Genomic DNA, 18702 nt, shown 5'->3' with positions numbered 1-18702 from the left:
GAAAGGACAGGGCTGGTGGCTGGTAGGCACTCCCGTACCCGCAGGAACCTCTCGCCGGCCGGCATCGCGGCGACCGCGGCGGTCGGCGTCGCGCTGGCCGTCGGCGGCACCGTCGGTGCCGTGCACCTGACCTCCGGTACGGCGGATTCCGCGCCCGTCGCCATCGACCTCACGCCCACCACCGCCGCGAGCACGCTCGCGCCGAGCACGCCGGCCACCACGCCGAGCCTGAGCGCCAGCCCGAGCGCGAGCCCCAGCCCGACGTCCAGCCCGAGCGCCACGCGCTCCCCGCAGGCCGCGTCGCGGGCCAAGGCGCGGACCGCCGCCCCGAAGCCGTCGGCCACCAGGACGACCCCGAAGTCGACCGTCGTGGACAGCGGCTCGTGCGGCGCCTCGTTCTACTCTGACGGCCAGCTGACCGCGAACGGGGAGAACTTCAACCCGGACGCGCTCACGGCGGCGCACAAGACCTTGCCGTTCGACACGAAGGTCCGGGTGACCAACCCCGAGAACGGCAAGTCCGTCACGGTACGCATCAACGATCGGGGCCCGTTCATCGACGGCCGCTGCCTCGACCTGTCCCGGGCCGCGTTCGCCAGCATCGCCTCACTGGACGTGGGCGCGCTGACCGTACGGTACGAGGTGCTCGGCTGAACGGATGCCGCACGGCGATCCGGTCCGCGTCGCGAACCGGCCGGGCAGAACCTCATCGGACGACGGGCCAGGTTCATTCACCCGTTCACGTCCATCAGGCATGCTGTCCTTCGTACGCACGCATCCCTTCCAGTCGGGCCGCGGCCCGCTGAGCCCCGGATCCCGCGCCGGTCTCGGCGCGGCTCTCGCCCTGCTCGTGATCGTCTCGTCGGTCGAGTTGGCGGACGGGCGGCCCGCCCACTACATCGCCCTGATGGTGGCCGCGCCGTTCCTGGCCGCCGCGCTGGCGTCCTGGCGGGTGGTCCTCGGCGTCGGCGTCGTGGCCACTGCGATCGGTGCGGCGTTCGCCGTCTGCGACCAGTCGGTCTCGCTGGTCAACGGCGTGAACGTGGCCGGTATCGCGCTGGCCACCGGCATCGCGGCGGCGGTGGCGTCGGTGCGGCAGCGGCAGGCCGAGCAGATCGCCGAGCTGTCCAAGCTCGCGGCGGTGGCGCAGCAGGCGGTGCTGCGCCCGCTCGGCCCCCAGGTGGGCACGCTCTCGGTCGCCGGGCGGTACATCTCCTCGACCGCGACGGCCGAGATCGGCGGCGACCTGTACGAGGCCATCGACACGCCGTACGGCGTCCGGATGATCATCGGCGACGTGCGGGGCAAGGGCCTGGAGGCCGTCCGGCTCGCGAGCATCGTCCTCGGCACCTACCGGCACGTCGCCTTCGAGCGGGCCGACCTGCGGGCCGTCGTCGCCGACCTGGACCGGGCGGTGGCTCGCAGCGTGGGCGACGAGGACTTCGTGACCGCGGCGCTCGTGGAGGAGCGGGGCGGGACGCTCACCATCGTCAACTGTGGACACCCGCCGCCGCTGCTGCTGCGCCGGGGTGCGGTGATCCCGCTCGAACCGCCGGCGCCGGCACCCCCTCTCGGCTTCATGCCCGTGGTCCGGCCCCGCGTCGAGCGGCTGGAGCCCGGCGACCGGCTGCTGCTCTTCACCGACGGGCTCGGCGAGGCGCGCCGGGACGGCGAGTTCTTCCCGACGGCCGACCGGGCCTGGCGGCTGCTCGGCCACGGCACGGTCGCCGACGGGCTGGCCTCGCTGGAGACCGCGCTGGTCGAGTGGGTGCACGGCCGCCTCGACGACGACATCGCCCTGGTCCTCATGGAGTACGCGGGTCCGCGTACCGGGGCGGCGACGGCCGTGCCGAGCTGGGAGGTCGGCGCGACCGAGAGCTGACCGCGCCGAACGCGGCCGGGAGGTGAACGGAAAGTGTGAGATCGCCGTCACTTCCCGGATCATCTTGTCGCTGGCTACCGACCGGTAATAGAGTCGGGGTTACTGATCGGTAACACGTGTCCGGAAGCGGGGCCAGTGAGCATGACCCACTACAAGAGCAACCTGCGGGACCTCGAGTTCAACCTCTTCGAGGTCTTCGGTGCGGACCGGGCGTTCGGCCAGGAGCCGTACGCGGAGCTCGACATCGACACCGCACGCAGCATCCTCGCCGAGGTGGACCGCCTCGCCCGCGAGGACCTGGCCGCCAGCTACTCGGACAGCGACCGTAACCCGCCGGTCTTCGACCCGGCCACCCACACCGCGCCCCTGCCCGAGGCGTTCAAGAAGTCGTACCGGGCGTTCATGGAGTCGGAGTTCTGGCGGCTCGACCTCCCGCCGGAGCTGGACGGCACCAACGCTCCCCGGGCCCTCTGGTGGGCGCTCGCCGAGCTGGTGCTCGGCTCGAACGCCCCGGTCTGGATGTACGCCTCCGGCCCGTCCTTCGCGCACGTCCTGCACGTCGAGGGCACCGAGCGGCAGAAGAAGTGGGCCAAGCTGTTCATCGAGAAGCAGTGGGGCTCGACGATGGTGCTCACCGAGCCGGACGCCGGCTCGGACGTCGGCGCCGGGCGCACCCGCGCGATCCCGCAGCCGGACGGCTCGTGGCACATCGAGGGTGTGAAGCGCTTCATCACCTCGGGCGAGCACGACCTGACCGACAACATCGTCCACTATGTGCTGGCCCGTCCGGTCGGCGTCGAGGGTGTCGGCGGCCCCGGCACGAAGGGCCTCTCGCTCTTCGTGGTGCCGAAGTACCACTTCGACGAGGAGACCGGCGAGCTGGGCGAGCGCAACGGCGTCTTCGCCACCAACGTCGAGCACAAGATGGGCATCAAGGTCTCGAACACCTGCGAGATGACCTTCGGTGAGCACGGCGTGCCGGCCAAGGGCTGGCTGCTGGGCGACAGGCACGATGGCATCCGGCAGATGTTCATGATCATCGAGTACGCCCGGATGATGGTCGGCACCAAGGCGATCGCCACCCTCTCCACCGGCTACCTGAACGCGCTCGAGTACGCCAAGAACCGCGTCCAGGGCGCCGACCTCGTCCAGCAGGCCGACAAGACCGCACCGCGGGTGACCATCACCCACCACCCGGACGTGCGGCGCTCGCTGCTGCTCCAGAAGTCGTACGCCGAGGGTCTGCGCGCGCTGGTGCTCTACACGGCGTCCTGGCAGGACAAGGTCGCCATCGCCGAGGCGGCCGGTGACGAGAAGGCCACCAAGCTCGCCAAGCGGGTCAACGACCTGCTGCTGCCGCTGGTCAAGGGCGTCGGCTCCGAGCGGGCGTACGAGCTGCTCGGCCACGAGGCGCTGCAGACCTTCGGTGGTTCCGGCTTCCTCCAGGACTACCCCCTGGAGCAGTACGTCCGCGACTCGAAGATCGACACCCTGTACGAGGGCACCACGGCCATCCAGAGCCTCGACCTCGTCTTCCGGAAGATCGTTCGGGACAACGGCAAGGCCCTCATGGCGGTCGCCGGTGAGATCCAGGAGTTCATCACCTCGGAGGGCGGCAACGGTCAGCTCAAGGAGGAGCGGCAGGCGCTCGGCAAGGCGCTCGCCGAGATCCAGAACATCCTCGGTGTGATGACCGGCTGGCTGGGCGAGGCGCAGGGTGGTGACGCGCGGGCCCTCTACAAGGTGGGCCTGAGCAGCCGGCGGTTCCTGCTGGCAGTCGGCGACCTGGTCGTCGGCTGGCTGCTGCAGAAGCAGGCCGACGTGGCGCTGCGGGCGCTGAACGGCGAGGTTTCGGCCTCGGACAAGGCGTTCTACACCGGCAAGGTGGCCGCCGCCCGGTTCTTCGCCCGCGAGGTGCTGCCCCGCATCGGCGCCGATCGCCGGATCATCGAGAACACCGACCTGGACGTCATGGACCTCCCGGAAGAGTCCTTCTGACCGTTCCCCGTCCCCCACTCCCGCGATCTTGCACCTCCTGCCCCGGCATACGGGGATAAAAGGCCCATAACGAGGGCCGAAAGTGCAAGATCGCGGGGGGATTGGGCGGGTGGGCCGGGTAGCCCGGCGTCGTGGCGGGTAACCGCTGCGGGACCACGTCGGAACACGCCCGAACCCATCGCACGGGGGAGTCCAGCGGACATGGGCATTGGAAGTGGCATCTTCCTGATCGCGATCGGCGCGATCCTCACCTTTGCCATCAGAGCCAACGTCTGGTGGGTCGACCTGCGCGCGGTCGGCTGGGTGTTCATCCTGGCCGGGCTGGCCGTCCTGCTCACCACGCTGTGGTTCTGGCAGGACCGGCGCAAGCGGGCCCGCACGCTGATCGTGGAGGAGAACCGGCTGTCCCATCCGACCGCGATGATGCCGCCGCCTCCCGACCCGCCGCCGCCGACCGCGCCACCCTCCTGAGGCCGGACACCGCTGAGCCACCCACCGAATCGGTGGGTGGCTCAGCTTCGTGCCGTGTAGCGGTCGGTCAGCTCCGCGCCACCCCGGTCGAGGTCCGCCCACGGCGGCGCGCTCCGGTGCACCGCCAGATCGGTCGTACGCAGACCGTCCGGGTCGGCCCGCTGCGGGTCCAACAGGGCGGACAGCAGCGAGATGCCCGGGTTGTGCGCGATCAGCAGCACCGTACGGGCGGCCGGATCCACCCGCCGGACCAGGGCCAACAGGTCCTCCGGGTGCGCCTCGTAGGCGTCCGCCTCGTACCGGACATCGGGGCGGGGACCCGCCGAACCGCCCTCGGGTGGCGAGCCGGTCATCCCCATCGCCACGCCGTGCCACGTCTCCCGCGTCCGTCGGGCGGTCGAGCAGAGCACCACGTCCGGCAGCAGGCCGTGTTTGGCGAGCCAGGCGCCCGCGGCCTCCGCGTCGGCCCGCCCCCGGGTGGTCAGGGGCCGGTCCGCGTCCGGTGCGTCCTCCGACTGCTCGGCCTTCGAGTGCCGCAACAACACCAGTGTGCGTCCCCCGGCGTACGCGTCCGTCATGCCACCAGCTTGCCCGATTGGCGATCACGGTGCCGGGGTAAGTCGATGGATGCCGCAACCTCACCGATGGCCGCGGCGGGACGTAACGCCAGCTGAGAGCCGAGGAGGCGACGATGGGCATTGGTGGCAGCATTTTCCTGATCGCGCTGGGCGCGATCTTCGCATTCGCCGTGGAGGCCGACCTCGGTTGGCTGAACCTGGCCGTCGTCGGGTGGGTGCTGATGCTCGCCGGCGTCGCCGGTCTGCTCGTCACCCTCTACTTCTGGAACAACCGCCGGCGCGCCGTGGTGACCACGACTCCCGTGCGCGAGGACCGCGTGGTGACCGACCGTGTGGTCCCCGCCCAGGACCGCGTCGTGCAGGAGTACCGCGAGGTTCGCCGGCCGGGCCCCACCGTCTGAACCCCACCACCGCTGCCGAGGGCCCCGCGACGTCGCGGGGCCCTCGTCGTGCCCGCGTCGCTGGCGGGCCGGTCCCGGCGCCGTGGCCCGTCAGGCGAAGAGCGCGAAGTAGATGGCCACGTGGTGGCAGATCGCGGCGACCAGCGTGCAGGCGTGGAAGAACTCGTGGTGACCGAAGACGGTGGGCCACGGGTTCGGCCGGCGCAGCGCGTAGAAGACCGCGCCGACGCTGTAGACGGCGCCGCCGGCGAGCAGCAGCACCAACGCGGTGACCCCGCCCTCGTGCAGGATCTGCGGCAGCATCGCCACGGCCACCCACCCGAGCGCCAGGTAGAGCGGGGCGGAGACCCAGCGGGGCGCGTGCGGCCAGATCAGCTTGAGGGCGACCCCGGCGAGCGCCCCGCCCCAGACCAGCGCGAGCATCACGGTCGCCGGCCGCGGGTTCAGCAGCAGGACGCAGAACGGCGTGTACGTGCCGGCGATGAACACGAAGATCATCGAGTGGTCCATCCGGCGCATGACCTGGTAGCCCCGCTCCGACCACACGCGACGGTGGTAGAGGGCGCTGGTGCCGAAGAGCCCGCACACGGTCAGGCTGTAGACGACGCAGCTGACCAGCGGGGCCCAGCCGGGACGGGTGGCGGCGATCGCGCAGAGCACGATGCCGCAGACCACGGCCACGAAGAACGCGTACGTGTGCAGCCAGCCGCGCATCCGCGGCTTGCCGATGTCGACCGGCTTGAGCCGGAGCGGTGCGGAGGTGGTCACGCCAATAGGTTACGGCAGCGTAGGTTACTTGGGGGTAGTGCGACTCGTCACGCGGCGCGACGCCACCCGGCGCGGCGCCACTTCCGCCAAGATGGCCTGATGCGGATCCGACGCGTCGGGGCGTACGCCCTGCTGCTCGACTGCGGCGAGGACGAGCCGGACGTACCCGGCCGGGTCGAGGCGTGGCGGGCGGAGCTGGCCCGCCGCCGCGACCGGGGCGAGCTGGACGCCATCGAGATAGTCCCGGCCGCGGCCACCGTGCTGCTCGACGGCGTACCGGACCCGGCGGCCACCGCCCGGTCGATCGCCGGCTGGACGCCGCGCCCGGCGCCGGTCCGCGGCACGGCCGGCGTCGTCGAGGTGCCCGTCACGTACGACGGCGCGGACCTGCCGGCCGTCGCGGAGCACTGGGGCGCCAGCGTGCCGGCCGTGGTCGAGCGGCTGGCCGGCACCGAGTTCCGGGTGGCGTTCTGCGGCTTCGCCCCCGGATTCCCCTACCTCACCGGCCTCCCCGCCGCGCTCGCGCTGCCCCGGCTTCCCACACCCCGCGCGCGCGTGCCGGCCGGCTCGGTGGCGCTGGCCGGCCCGTACGCCGGGATCTACCCGACCGCCTCCCCGGGCGGGTGGCTGCTCGTCGGCCGGACCGGGCTGGTCCTCTTCGATGTGGCCGCCGACCCGCCGGCCCGGCTCACCCCGGGCACCCGCGTCCGGCTGGCGCCGGCGTGAGGAACGGCGACCTGCACGTGCTCCGCGCCGGGGCGCTCACCACCGTGCAGGACCTGGGCCGCCCCGGCTACGCGCACCTCGGGGTGCCCCGCTCCGGCGCGCTCGATCCGGCCGCCCTGCGGCTGGCCAACCGGCTGGTCGGCAACCCCGAGGACGCGGCCGGGCTGGAGATCACCCTGACCGGCTGCGCGTTGCGGCTGTCCCGGGCGGCCACGGTCGCGGTCACCGGCGCCGACGTCGAGGTGCGGATCGGGGAACGGCCGGGCGACACCGGCCGCCCGCTCTCGGCGCCCGCGGGAGCCGTGCTGCGGATCGCTCCCGCCCGTCGGGGCGTCCGGAGCTGGCTGGCCGTCTGCGGCGGGATCGACGTGCCGCCCGTGCTCGGCAGCCGGGCCACCGACACCCTCTCCGGGCTCGGCCCACCACCGTTGCGCGACGGCGACCGGCTGCCCCTCGGCACCCCGGCCGGGCCGCCACCGCCGGTGGACGTCACCGTCGCGCCGGCGCACCCCGACGAGCTGCGCCTACGCGTCCGGCTCGGTCCCCGGGACGACTGGTTCACTCCCGTCGCGCTCGACCGGCTGCTCGGCACCGCGTACACCGTGAGCCCGGTGAGCAACCGGGTCGGCGCGCGACTGGCCGGCGCGCCCCTGCCCCGCGCGATGGCCCGCGAGCTGCCCAGCGAGGGCATCGTTCTCGGCGCGGTGCAGGTGCCGGCGGACGGCCAACCGCTGGTGTTCCTCGCCGACCACCCCACGACCGGCGGCTACCCGGTCATCGGGGTGGTGGACGACGTGACAGCGCTCGCCCAGGCCCGGCCAGGCACTACCGTCAGATTCCATGGACCTCAACGCTGACCTGGGTGAGGGATTCGGCATCTGGCGGCTCGGCGACGACGAGGCGCTGCTGGGCCTCGTCACGTCCGCGAACGTGGCCTGCGGCTTCCACGGCGGCGACGCGTCCACCATGCGACGGGTGTGCGCGGAGGCGGCGCGCCGAGGGGTCGCGGTGGGCGCGCAGGTCGGCTACCGGGACCTGGCCGGCTTCGGCCGGCGGCACATCGCGTACGACTTCGCGGAGCTGCGTGACGAGGTCATCTACCAGCTCGGCGCGCTGGACGCGTTCTGCCAGGTGGCCGGCACGCGGGTCCGCTACCTGAAACCGCACGGCGCCCTCTACCACGCGGCCGCGCACGACGAGTCGCAGGCGGCCGCCCTGGTCGCGGCCGTCAACGAGTACGACCACCGGCTGCCGCTGCTCTGCGCGCCCGGCTCGGTGCTCGCCCAGCTCGCGGTCGGCGCCGGACTGCGGGCGGTGGCCGAGGGCTTCCCCGACCGCGGCTACCAGCCCAGCGGGACCCTGGTGCCCCGCACCGCGCCGGGTGCGCTCGTCACCGACCCCGAGCAGGTCGCCGAGCGGGCGGTGCGGATGGCCACCGAGCGGACCGTGGTGGCGGTCGACGGCAGCGTGATCCCCTGCCCCGTCGAGTCGGTCTGCCTGCACGGGGACAGCCCCGGCGCGGTCGCCTCGGCGGAGATGGTCCGCGCCGCGCTGATCGACGCCGGCGTGCCGCTCGCCGCGTTCACCGCGTGAGCCGGTCCCGGTGCCCACCCGCACCGGGACCGTCGCGCATCCGGGTCGGCACCCGCCAGCCGACGACGACGGGGGCCCGCCGGCGTGGCGTCAGGCGTCCAGGCCGCGCAGCACCAGCGGCAGGCGGGCCGCGCCGCCGTCCACGACGCGGACCGGCACCCCCCAGTCCTGGCGCGTGAGGTGGCAGGCCGCGTGCTCGACGTCCACGTCGCAGGTCGCCGCCTGGGCGGTCACCTGGAGCACGCCACCGGTCACCTCGCCGTTGACCACGAGCTGGCGGGACAGCTCGGTGGTCGTGCCGGCGCCCTCCAGGAGCAGCTCGGGCGGCGACGCCGAGACGACCAGCCGGGTGGACGGCCCGTACGTCTCGTCCAGCTTCTGCCCGGGCGCCGGGGTGAAGACGATGTCCAGGGTCACCTCGCCGGCCGTCACATCCGTCGGCTTCCGCTCGGCGCGGTGCCGCGGGCCGTCCACGGTGCTCGCGCCGGCCGCCGACAGCGCACCCGGTGCCAGCCGGGTGAGCCGGTGCGCGGCGGACTCCACCACCAGCACCTCGCCCTCGCCGGTGAGCACCACGTCGCTCGGCTCGGCCAGCCCGTCGGCCACGGTCGAGACCTGGTCGGTCACCGGGTCGAAGCGGCGGACCGCCCCGTTGTACGTGTCCGCGATCAGCACCGAGCCGTCGGGCAGCGCGCACACGCCGAGCGGGTGCTGGAGCAGCGCCGAAGCGGCCGGCCCGTCGACGTGGCCGAAGTCGAACAGGCCCTGCCCGACCGCCGTGCCCATCACCCCGTTCTCGACGTACCGGATGGCGCTGGTCTCGCTGTCGGCCACCCAGAGCCGGGCACCGTCGGTGGACACGGAGAGGCCGGACGGCTGGGCCATCCACGCCTCGGCCAGCGGGCCGTCCCGGAGCGCCTCGACGGTGGTGCCCGCGTACATGCCGGCGGTCCGCTTGATCGGGTCGAACCACCAGAGCTGGTGGATACCGGCCATCGCGATGACGATCTTGTCGTCGTACCAGGCCAGGTCCCACGGGGAGGAGAGGTCGACGGAGAGCGCGTCGTGCGCGTGGTCGTCGACCGTCGAGCGCCACTGCCGCCCGCTCCCGGCCACCGTGACCACCTCGCCGGTCGCCAGCCGTACGCCGCGCAGCAGGTGGTTGACGGTGTCCGCGACGACCAGGTCGTAACCGGCCACCTCGGCCACGGCCGGCGGCAGCAGGCAGAGGCCCTGCGGCTCGGAGAACGTCGCCGCCCCCGCCGGGCCGTCGGCCCGCCCCCGCTCACCCGAGCCGATCCGGCGGACCAGCGTCTCACCGTCCGGGGCGAGTTCGGCCAGCGAGTGCCGCGCCGAGTCGGAGACCAGCAGGTTGCCGCTGTCCAGCACCACGGCCTTGCCGGGGAAGCGCAGGGTCGTCTCCGGCTCGGCGGGCGGGACGTACGGGCCGCCGCCCCGGTGCAGGGTGCCCTTCGCCTCGTGCGTGGCGATCAGCTCGTCGATCAGCCGGGCCAGCCCTTCGGCGTGCCCCTCGCCGGCCATGGTGGCCACCACGTACCCCTCGGGGTCGATCACCGACAGGGTGGGCCAGGCGCGGGCCGCGTACTGCTGCCACATGTCCATCTCCGGGTCGTCGAGCACCGGGTGGTGCACGCCGTACCGCTCGACCGCGGCGGCCAGGGCCTCCGGGTCCTTCTCGTGCTCGAACTTCGGCGAGTGGACACCGATCACGACGAGCACGTCACCGTACTTCTCCTCGAGCGGGCGCAGCTCGTCGAGCACGTGGAGGCAGTTGATGCAGCAGAAGGTCCAGAAATCGGCGATTACGATCTTGCCGCGGAGGTCGGCGAGGGTGAGGTCGCGGCCACCGGTGTTCAACCAGCCCCGGCCGCGCAGCTCGGGAGCCCGTACTCGTGCGCTCATGTGCCCAGTCTGCCGGACCGCGGGGGCGGCGCCCGGCGGTACCCAGGGCGGGGTGGATCACACCTGTGGATCACGGAAAAACGCCGGCGGGGCCACGGTCGTGCGTGGCCCCGCCGGCGTGTCCGTGCGGTTACTGGGTGGCTGCCGGCTTCAGGCAGAGCACCCGGTTCGGCCCGTCGCCCGGCAGCACCACGTGCGGCTGGGCCGGGTCGGAGCACTTGTCCTTGTGGTCGACCTTCGAGACCACGGTGAACGCGCCCGCCTCGCCGCACTCGGCCGGCGCGGCGCCCTCGCCCGCCTTCTTCACGCAGGTGCCCACGGCCGGGTCGAAGGACGGCTCCTGGCTCCCGCCGACCTTGCCGAGCAGGAAGAGCAGGCCGAGTGGCACGGCCAGGATCAGCACGGCGGCGGTCAGCACCGCGGCCAGCACCCGCCCGTTGCGGACCTTCGGCGTCGGCGCCTCGGTCTTCGGCTCCTCGTCCGGCTTGAACGCGTCGAACCGGTTCTGGTCGCCCACCGGCTCGTTCTGCGCCCAGGACGGCGTGGGCTGCTGCTGGGGCGGCGGCGGGAAGGCGGGCGGGAAGGCGCTGGTGTGTGCGGGCTCGGGCACCGGGGGCGGGCCGTAACCCGCCGGCACGCCGGCCATCCCGGGCTCGCCGGGTGGCGGCCCGAACGGGTCGTTCGGGCGCTCGGCGCCGGGGTGCGGGCGCACCCCGTTGACCGGGCGGTTGCTGTGCGGGGCGTCGGCGAAGGACGGCATGCCCGGAGGGAACGCCGGAGGGGCCGGCGGACCCGAGGTGGCCGGGGCGTGCTCGGCGTAGCCGCTCGGCGGCTGCTGCATGCGGTCGTCGAAGGGCGACTCCGGCCCCGGCTCGGGCCGGCGCTCGGCGCCGTACCCGTCCGGCTCGGACCGCTCGGGCTCGTCGGCCGTCTCGGGGCGGGCGGGGCGGCCGTACACCCGGGGCTGCGGCGCGGGCGAGCCCGTGGGCGGCGCGGCCTGGTCGGCCGGGGGCATGACCCGGCTGGCCAGTGGCACGGCGGCGCTCGCCGTGGCCCGGCCGGTCGCGTCCGCGAGCGGTCCGCCCGACTCGGGCGAGGTGCGCGGTGCGGGCACCACCGGGCCGGCCGGCGAGGACGGCTCGTCGGAGCGGGCCGCGGGCTGCTGCCCCCAGCCGCCCTGCTCCGCCTCGTACGCCGGGCCGCCCGCGTCGGCGGGCGACCAGTCGGCCCGCTCACCGGGCTGGCCGGCAGCCGCGCCGTACGTGGCCGGCGGCGGGAACTCGGCCGGCGGCACGTAGTCGGCCGGCGGGGCGGCGGCCAGGCTGGCGCCCGGCACCCGCTGCTCCTGCGGGGGCAGCGGCACGGCGTTGGCCGGTGAGATGCCCGGCGCGGGGCCGGGCTGGTAGATCGGGGTCTCCTCGGCAGCGCGCGCCGCCGGGGCGGAGTCCCCGCCGGCGCCCCACGCCTCGCCGGCCCCCCACGGTTCCACGTCCGGGACGGCGGGCCGGTCGCCGGCGTTCCACTGGGGCGGGTTGTCCGCGCCCGGCACCGAGGCGCTGGCCCGTGCCGGCGCGGTGCCCGGCTCGGACGCCCAGCCGCCCGAGCGGTTGGGATCGGCGGCGGGGTCGCCCCAGCCGGCCGAGCCGGTGTCGTCGGGGGACCGCTCCTGGTCCTGGCCGAGAACCCAGTCGGGCTGCCGCGGCCGGTCGTCGGGCGTGGCAGCGGCGGGACCCCATGCGGTCGGCTGCGCCGCCTCGTTCGGCTGGTGACCGGCACCGGCCGGCCAGCCGCCGCCCGCGTCCTGTTGCGGGGCGGCCCAGCCGCCGGAGCGCGCCGGGTCGTCCGCCGCCGGCACCTGCGCGGCACCGCGGGCGCCCGGCTCGGCCTGCGCCCACGCCGGTGCCGCCGGCTCGGCCGGCGCCCAGGCCGGCTGGTCGTTCTGCTGCGGGGCGCCACCCCAGGCGGCACCGCCCTCCTGACCGGCGCCGTTGGCCCAGCCGCCGTTCGCCGGCTCCTCCGGGTGCGCGCCCGCGGCCCAGCCGCCGTTCGCCTGGCCCTGCTGCGGCCAGCCCGGGGCGGCCTGCTCGTCCTGTGGCGGCGTGCCGCCGGCCTCCTGCTGCCCCCACCCGCCGGAGCGGGCCGGGTCGTCCTGGTGCCACGACTGTGCCGCCGCGGGCGCCGGCACCTGTGCCGCGCCGCGCGCGGCGGGCTGGGCCTGCGCCCAGGCCGGCTGCTCGGCCGCGCCCGGTTGGGCCTGCGCCCAGCCGGGCTGCTCGGCCGCGCCGGGTCGCGTCGCGCCGGGCTGCTCGGCGGCGCCCCAGGCGGGCTGCGGTGCGGCCTGCGTGCCCCATGCGGCGGGCTGCGCCTGCTCCGCGGCGTGCGGTGGCTGCGCCGCGCCCCACGCGGGGGGCTGGTCCTGCTGCGCCGCCCAGGCCGGGGCGGACGGGTTGGGGGATCCTGCCTGCGGCGGGGGCGCCCAGCCCAGGTCGGGGCCGGCGGCGCCGTAGCCGTTGCCCGGCTGCGCCGGACGGTCGCCGTACGGCGCCGGTCCGCCGGCGCCCGGCGACACCTCGTCCGGCTCGTGGCCGGGGTGGTGCGGGCCCTCGGACGTCATCGGTGCGCCTCCTCCATCACATGTCGGCCGCCGGTGCCGATCGGTCCACTCGGCAGGGCTGCCGGCGTTGCCGGCGTACCGGCCGTGCCGGGCTCCCCGCACCGTATCCGGTGACCGTCTACGGCCTCCGGGGAGCACCGGTCGTCACTCCCCGTGGCCGGGCGATGTCGAACCGCTTCTATCGGCTCGGCCCGTCCGGATCGATCGCGGGGCGACGACCGAAGCCCACCGTACCGGGCGCTGCGGCTAGGTGGAATCCCGGTGCCAATGGGCGTGAAACGCCGATGACCCGCCCGGAGCACCCGGGCGGGTCATCGATCTGGAGGAGATGAGGAACGTCGTGGTGCGTCAGCTCATGTGACGCTGGGCGATCGCGAGGATCTCCTCGCGGACGGCCGGCGAGTTCGCCGAGCGCAGCGCGTGCTCGATGGCGCGGGCGCGGCGGTTGGCGTCGCGGCGGGTCCTGATCCGGTCGATCATGCTCATCGTGGGTCTCCTCCTGGCTATTCGGTTGTCGGCCCCTTGATGTCTCTATTCAACCGCAAGACGCCTCCAACTTCCATCGATTATTAGGTGAGCTACGACACCGGCCTAACAATCAAAGGCGACAGGGGTTCGCGGCCGACGTTTCTGTCGCCCAACGGACACGGCCGGTGCGCCGGGGGTTAACCCCTGGCACACCGGCCGTCGCTGGTGCGGTGGACCGGTCAGGTCCAGGCGAGCAGTGCCGCCTCCGGGTCGGTGAGGAAGTCGCCGACGTCGCGGAGGAACTTCGACCCGAGTTCACCGTCGATGATCCGGTGGTCGAAGGAGAGGCCGAGCGTGGTGACCTGCCGCGGCCGGACCTTGCCCTTGTGCACCCAGGGCATCTCCCGGACCGCGCCGAAGGCCAGGATCGCCGACTCGCCCGGGGGCAGGATCGGCGTGCCGGTGTCGACACCGAACACGCCGACGTTGGTGATGGTCAGGGTGCCGCCGGACATGTCGGCCGGCGAGGTGCGGCCGGCCTTCGCCGTCTGCACCAGGTCGGTCAGCGCGTCCGCCAGCTCGCGGAGCGACAGCCGGCCGGCGTCCTTGATGTTCGGCACGATGAGCCCGCGCTCGGTGGCCGCCGCGATGCCCAGGTTGACGTACTCCTTGACGACGATCTCGTCGCCCGCCCAGGTCGAGTTGACCATCGGGTGCCGCTTCACCGCGAGCAGGACCGCCTTGGCGACCAGCAGCAGCGGCGAGACCCGGACGTCGCGCCACTCGCGCCGGTCGCGGAGCCGGTCCAACGCCTTCATGGCCCGCGTGACGTCGACGGTCAGGAACTCCGTCACGTGCGGGGCGGTGAACGCCGAGCGGGACATGTTCTCGGCGGTGAGCTTGCGTACCCCCTTGACGGGGATGCGCTGCTCGCGGTCCGCGCCGAAGCTCGCGGCGGCCGTGACCGGCGAGGCGAGCGCGGCCGGCTCGACCGCCGACCCGGCCGCGGCCCGCTGCACGTCCTCCCGGGTGATCGAGCCGAGCGGGCCCGAACCGGTCAGCGTGCCGAGGTCGACACCCAGGTCCTTGGCGAGCTTGCGCACCGGCGGCTTGGCCAGCACGCCGGCCGTACCGCCGTGACCGTTGGTGCCCGGCGCGACGGCGGGCGCCGGCGGCGCGACCGGCACCGGAGCCGTGGGGGCCTGCGCCGGAGCCGCCGGAGCCTGCGCGGGAGCCGCGGTGGCCTGCGCCGGGACGGCCCCCTTGCGCGGCCGGCGCTTGGCCGCGGTGGTACGCGGGCCGTAGCCGACGAGCACCGCCGTCCGGCCACCCGGGGCCGCGCCACCGATCAGGCCGGGCTCGACCATGCCCTCGGCCGGCGCGACCTCGACGGCGGCCAGCGCGGCCGCCGACGGGGTGGGCGCGTCGCCGGCCGGCTGACCCGGGGACGGCGGCGTGTCCAGCGGCCCCGCGTCCGGGTCCGTGTCGATCGCGATGATCGGGGTGCCGACCTCGACCGTGGTGCCCTCCGGGTGGAAGATCGTCTGCACCCGGCCGGCCCACTTCGCCGGGATCTCCACGGCCGCCTTGGCCGTCTCCACCTCGACGATGGGCTGGTTCAGCTCGATGACGTCGCCGACCTTCACGAGCCAGGAGAGGATCTCGCCCTCGGTCAGGCCCTCGCCCAGGTCGGGCAGGTTGAATTCCTTGATCCGGGACATGCCGCTCACCAGCCGAAGGTGCGGTCGACGGCGTCGAGCACCCGGTCGAGGTCAGGCAGGTACTCCTCCTCCACCCGGGCGGCCGGGTAGGGGGTGTCGAAGCCGGTCACCCGCAGCACCGGGGACTCCAGCGAGTAGAAGCACTCCTCGGTGATCCGGGCGGCGATCTCGGCGCCCAGGCCCACGTTGGACGGCGCCTCGTGCACGACCACGGCCCGGCCGGTGCGCCGCACCGACTCGTACGCCACGCCGAGGTCCAGCGGGGAGATCGTGCGCAGGTCGATGACCTCCAGCTCGCGGCCGTCCTCGGCCGCGGCGCTCGCCGCGTCCAGGCAGGTCCGCACCATCGGCCCGTACGCCAGCAGCGTCACGTCGGTGCCGGGCCGGACGACCCGGGACGCGTGCAGCGGGTACGCGTCGGCCAGCGGCGCGTCCAACTCGACCGGGCCCTTCTCCCAGTAGCGCCGCTTGGGCTCCAGGAAGATGATCGGGTCGTCCGACGCGATCGCCTGCTGGATCATCACGTACGCGTCCTGCGGGTTCGCGCAGGAGACGACCTTGAGACCGGCGGTGTGCGAGAAGTACGCCTCGGGCGACTCCGAGTGGTGCTCGACCGCGCCGATGCCACCGCCGAACGGGATCCGGATCACCATGGGGATCCGCAGCTTGCCGCGCGAGCGGTAGTGCATCTTCGCCACCTGCGACACGATCTGGTCGTACGCCGGGTAGACGAAGCCGTCGAACTGGATCTCGCAGACCGGCCGGTAGCCGCGGATGGCCAGGCCGATCGCGGTGCCGATGATGCCGGACTCGGCCAGCGGGGTGTCGATCACCCGCTGGTCGCCGAAGTCCTTCTGGAGCCCGTCGGTGATCCGGAAGACACCGCCGAGCTTGCCGACGTCCTCGCCCATGATGACGACCTTGGGGTCGTTCTCGAGGGCGCGGCGCAGGCCGGTGTTGAGGGCCTTGCCGATGGTGAGCGTCTCCGTGGCCATCAGTGTGCGCTCCCCTCGAACGACTCCAGGTACCTGCTGAACTGCTCGCGCTGCTCGTCGAGCAGGGGCGAGCCGTGGGGATAGACGTGGTCGAAGAGGGTGTTCGGGTCGGGGTTCGGCATGGCCAGCACCCGCTCGCGCAGGTGCACCGACTCGCGCTTGGCCTGCTCGTCGACCTCGGCGAAGAAGTCGGCGTCGGCGATCTGCTGCTTCTCCAGGAAGGCCTTCACCCGGGCGATCGGGTCCTTGGCCTGCCACGCCTCCACCTCGCTCGCGATGCGGTAGCGGGTCGGGTCGTCGGAGGTGGTGTGTGCGCCCATCCGGTAGGTGTACGCCTCGATGAGGCTCGGGCCCTGCCCGTGCCGGGCGTTGTCCAGCGCCGTGTGGGTCACCGCGTACGTGGCCAGCACGTCGTTGCCGTCGACCCGGACGCCAGGGAAGCCGAAGCCGTCCGCCCGCCGGTACAGCGGCACGCGGGTCTGCCGCTCCAGCGGCTCGGAGATCGCGTACTGGTTGTTCTGGCAGAAGAAGACCAGCGGCGCGTTGAAGACGCTGGCCCAGACGAACGCCTCGTTGACGTCGCCCTGGCTGGTGGCGCCGTCACCGAAGTACGCGATGACCGCCTCGCCCTCGTCGCCTCCGGTCTTGCCGTCCATGGCGACGCCCATGGCGTACCCCGTCGCGTGCAGGGTCTGCGCCCCGATGACGATCGTGTACATGTTGAACTTGAACTCGTTCGGGTCCCAGCCGCCCTGGTCGACGCCACGGAACAGCCCGAGCGGCATGATCGGGTCGATGCCCCGGCAGTAGAGGACGCCGTGCTCCCGGTAGGTCGGGAACACCATGTCCTGCGTACGCAGCGCGCGTCCGGAGCCGACCTGCGCCGCCTCCTGGCCCAGCAGGCTGGCCCAGAGGCCCAGCTCGCCCTGCCGCTGGAGGGCGGTGGCCTCGGCGTCCAGCTTCCGTACGAGCACCAGGTCGCGGTAGAGGCCGCGGTACTCCTCGTCGGTGAAGTCGACGCGGTACACGGTGCCGTCCGGCCCGGTGACGCTCTCGATGCGCTCACCCTCGGGGGTGAGCAGCTGTACCAGGTCCGGGTCGCCGGCCGCGCCCTTCCTCGAGCGGGGTGCGGCCCGCCTGCTGCGGGTGGAGACCCCGGGGTCGCCCTTTGCCATCCGTCTCTCCCTGTCGTGTCTGCGTCGGCACCGGGGGGTCACCCGGCCGCGCAAATCCTGTGCCTGCCCGGCGGTGCCGGACAAGTTACTGGCGGCCGCGCCTAGCCCCGGTGGGGGTTGCCGCGCGGCGTGAGCCGGATTCAGGTGGGCCGAACCCGGTTCGGGAGCGCCGGCGTCCGTCGCGCCTGCCGCGGGGGTGCGCGGAGGTCGCGGCTGCGTTGCCGTCGTGCTCCATATTCGCAGAGGAGGTGAGTGGGCCCACAGTACGCCCGGCCTGCTCATCGAGGGCCCGATGGCTTCGCGGCATTTGTCAACATCGTCGCGTGGCGCGCCCGCCGACGATCCGGTGATGGTTCGTCACCGTTCGGGCAGATGGGCATGTCGACACGCGGTAAGGGTCTGGCCAACGGAGCGTCACTGCTGTCAGGCTGGCTGCTGCGGATCGCCGAGAAAGGGCGGTTTGCCGCATCCCCGCGACGCCCGGCGTCGCGGACCGTCCACGATCGACGAAGAGGGAGTCGCGGGTGTCCGAGCCAGCCGATGGTCCGGGTGCGCCGCTGCTCGGTCGGCACCGCACCGGCAACGGCGGCTACCGCCGGGTGGTGGGCGCCCACCGCGCCCCCGGCTCCACGACGCCCACGCGGGGTTATCTCTTCACCGTGGCGCTGCTGGCCGGCACGGCGTCCATGCCGATCCTCGCGGCCATCAGCGCGGGCTCCGCGACGGTGGGCAGCACGGCCCTGCCGGACAGCGGCGTCCCGTTCATCCCGACGCCCTCGGTCGGCCCGGTGGTGGTCCCCATCCCGACGACCAGCCAGCCGGCCCTCCCGCCCGCCCGGCCCTCCGGCAGCCCGTCGGCGGTGAGCGAGTGGTCGTCCGACTTCCCGCTGCGCCGACCGAATCGGCCCGACACGGCTCGGCGTCCCGACGCACCGGACGCCGCCCACAGCGTCACGGGCTCCGGGCCGACCCACCGGCCGGCGGCCCCGGTGCCGCACCCCACCCGGACCACCCCGCACCCGCCCACGACCTCCCCGACGCCCAGCGTGTCGCCCACACCGAGCCCGACGCCGACACCGAGCGTGTCGCCGACACCGACCGCGTCCCCAACCGGCGGGCCCACAACCACCCCGTCACCGTCCGGCACGATCTCGGTGCCGGACACCGAGCCCACACCCACCCCGACCGCCGGCGACACCGACCCAACCCCCGGCGGCGCGTCGGAGCCCACCAGCACACCCCCGGCCTAGCCCCGCCCCCCCCCCCCCCCCCCCCCCCCCCCCCCCCCCCGGCACGCCCCCCACCCCCCCCCCCCCCCCCCCCCCCCCCACGTCGCCCTCCTTCCTCTCTCACAACACATATAATCAGTATGACACAAGCCACATGCAC

General features: G+C 73.9%; 17 protein-coding genes. 8 read left to right on the top strand and 9 right to left on the bottom strand.

What is annotated here, in order from left to right:
- The first annotated feature begins 15 nt into the window (after positions 1 to 15).
- From D7193_RS32625 to D7193_RS32610, 4 genes are all read left to right on the top strand, one after another.
- Positions 16 to 654, top strand: a complete 639-nt coding sequence (locus tag D7193_RS32625; RefSeq protein ID WP_120783534.1) for a septal ring lytic transglycosylase RlpA family protein — start codon at positions 16 to 18, stop codon at positions 652 to 654.
- Positions 655 to 754: 100 nt separating this feature from the next.
- The gene (locus D7193_RS32620) at positions 755 to 1882 is read left to right on the top strand and encodes a PP2C family protein-serine/threonine phosphatase (RefSeq protein ID WP_120783533.1); all 1128 of its coding nucleotides are present in this window, start codon (positions 755 to 757) and stop codon (positions 1880 to 1882) included.
- A 141-nt stretch (positions 1883 to 2023) separates the two neighbouring features.
- On the top strand, positions 2024 to 3880 hold the full coding sequence (locus D7193_RS32615) for an acyl-CoA dehydrogenase (protein ID WP_120783532.1): 1857 nt from the start codon (positions 2024 to 2026) through the stop codon (positions 3878 to 3880).
- Positions 3881 to 4081: 201 nt separating this feature from the next.
- Positions 4082 to 4351 carry a DUF6458 family protein gene (locus D7193_RS32610; RefSeq protein WP_043961115.1) on the top strand — a complete coding sequence of 90 codons (270 nt, stop codon included), beginning with the start codon at positions 4082 to 4084 and terminating at the stop codon, positions 4349 to 4351.
- Between the two features lie 41 nt (positions 4352 to 4392).
- Here the strand turns inward: D7193_RS32610 and D7193_RS32605 are convergent, their stop codons facing one another.
- Positions 4393 to 4929: a SixA phosphatase family protein gene (locus tag D7193_RS32605; RefSeq protein ID WP_120783531.1), complete on the bottom strand. Its 537-nt coding sequence runs from the start codon at positions 4927 to 4929 to the stop codon at positions 4393 to 4395.
- Positions 4930 to 5042: 113 nt separating this feature from the next.
- On the opposite strand from D7193_RS32605, the gene D7193_RS32600 reads away from it, so the two are divergent.
- The gene (locus tag D7193_RS32600; protein WP_120783530.1) at positions 5043 to 5330 is read left to right on the top strand and encodes a DUF6458 family protein; all 288 of its coding nucleotides are present in this window, start codon (positions 5043 to 5045) and stop codon (positions 5328 to 5330) included.
- A 90-nt stretch (positions 5331 to 5420) separates the two neighbouring features.
- Here the strand turns inward: D7193_RS32600 and trhA are convergent, their stop codons facing one another.
- Positions 5421 to 6098 (bottom strand): PAQR family membrane homeostasis protein TrhA, encoded by a 678-nt coding sequence (gene trhA, locus D7193_RS32595; protein WP_120783529.1) that lies wholly within the window; start codon positions 6096 to 6098, stop codon positions 5421 to 5423.
- A 99-nt stretch (positions 6099 to 6197) separates the two neighbouring features.
- Here trhA and D7193_RS32590 point away from each other — a divergent pair, with 99 nt between their 5' ends.
- From D7193_RS32590 to D7193_RS32580, 3 genes are read left to right on the top strand one after another with little or no spacing between them, the layout of a single operon-like run.
- On the top strand, positions 6198 to 6824 hold the full coding sequence (locus D7193_RS32590) for a 5-oxoprolinase subunit B family protein (RefSeq protein WP_120783528.1): 627 nt from the start codon (positions 6198 to 6200) through the stop codon (positions 6822 to 6824).
- Positions 6722 to 7681, top strand: a complete 960-nt coding sequence (locus D7193_RS32585) for a 5-oxoprolinase subunit C family protein (protein WP_377456388.1) — start codon at positions 6722 to 6724, stop codon at positions 7679 to 7681. Before D7193_RS32590 ends, D7193_RS32585 begins: the two co-directional genes overlap by 103 nt.
- Positions 7665 to 8417 carry a LamB/YcsF family protein gene (locus D7193_RS32580; protein WP_120783526.1) on the top strand — a complete coding sequence of 251 codons (753 nt, stop codon included), beginning with the start codon at positions 7665 to 7667 and terminating at the stop codon, positions 8415 to 8417. The genes D7193_RS32585 and D7193_RS32580 overlap by 17 nt, the downstream gene beginning before the upstream one ends.
- A 90-nt stretch (positions 8418 to 8507) precedes the next feature.
- On the opposite strand, the gene D7193_RS32575 is transcribed toward D7193_RS32580, so the two are convergent.
- The 7 genes from D7193_RS32575 to D7193_RS33830 all read right to left on the bottom strand — a co-directional run bounded on the left by D7193_RS32575 (position 8508) and on the right by D7193_RS33830 (position 18511).
- On the bottom strand, positions 8508 to 10340 hold the full coding sequence (locus D7193_RS32575) for an NHL domain-containing thioredoxin family protein (protein WP_120783525.1): 1833 nt from the start codon (positions 10338 to 10340) through the stop codon (positions 8508 to 8510).
- A 130-nt stretch (positions 10341 to 10470) separates the two neighbouring features.
- The gene (locus tag D7193_RS32570; RefSeq protein WP_120783524.1) at positions 10471 to 12954 is read right to left on the bottom strand and encodes an LppU/SCO3897 family protein; all 2484 of its coding nucleotides are present in this window, start codon (positions 12952 to 12954) and stop codon (positions 10471 to 10473) included.
- A gap of 348 nt (positions 12955 to 13302) precedes the next feature.
- Positions 13303 to 13440: a hypothetical protein gene (locus D7193_RS33835; RefSeq protein WP_174242804.1), complete on the bottom strand. Its 138-nt coding sequence runs from the start codon at positions 13438 to 13440 to the stop codon at positions 13303 to 13305.
- 221 nt (positions 13441 to 13661) lie between these two features.
- The gene (locus D7193_RS32565; protein WP_120783565.1) at positions 13662 to 15143 is read right to left on the bottom strand and encodes a dihydrolipoamide acetyltransferase family protein; all 1482 of its coding nucleotides are present in this window, start codon (positions 15141 to 15143) and stop codon (positions 13662 to 13664) included.
- A 5-nt stretch (positions 15144 to 15148) separates the two neighbouring features.
- Entirely contained in the window at positions 15149 to 16138 is a 990-nt protein-coding gene (locus tag D7193_RS32560) for an alpha-ketoacid dehydrogenase subunit beta (protein ID WP_120783523.1), read from the bottom strand.
- Entirely contained in the window at positions 16138 to 17313 is a 1176-nt protein-coding gene (gene pdhA / locus D7193_RS32555; RefSeq protein WP_120783522.1) for a pyruvate dehydrogenase (acetyl-transferring) E1 component subunit alpha, read from the bottom strand. The genes D7193_RS32560 and pdhA overlap by 1 nt, the downstream gene beginning before the upstream one ends.
- Positions 17314 to 17959: 646 nt before the next feature.
- Entirely contained in the window at positions 17960 to 18511 is a 552-nt protein-coding gene (locus D7193_RS33830) for a hypothetical protein (RefSeq protein WP_174242803.1), read from the bottom strand.
- Positions 18512 to 18702 lie beyond the last annotated feature (191 nt).

Origin of the sequence: Micromonospora costi (genome assembly GCF_003626655.1) — a bacterium.
In the GTDB taxonomy this organism is placed as follows: Bacteria; Actinomycetota; Actinomycetes; order Mycobacteriales; family Micromonosporaceae; genus Micromonospora; species Micromonospora costi.
Note: the sequence above shows the minus strand (reverse complement) of the source record. Positions and strands in the feature narration are given on the sequence as shown.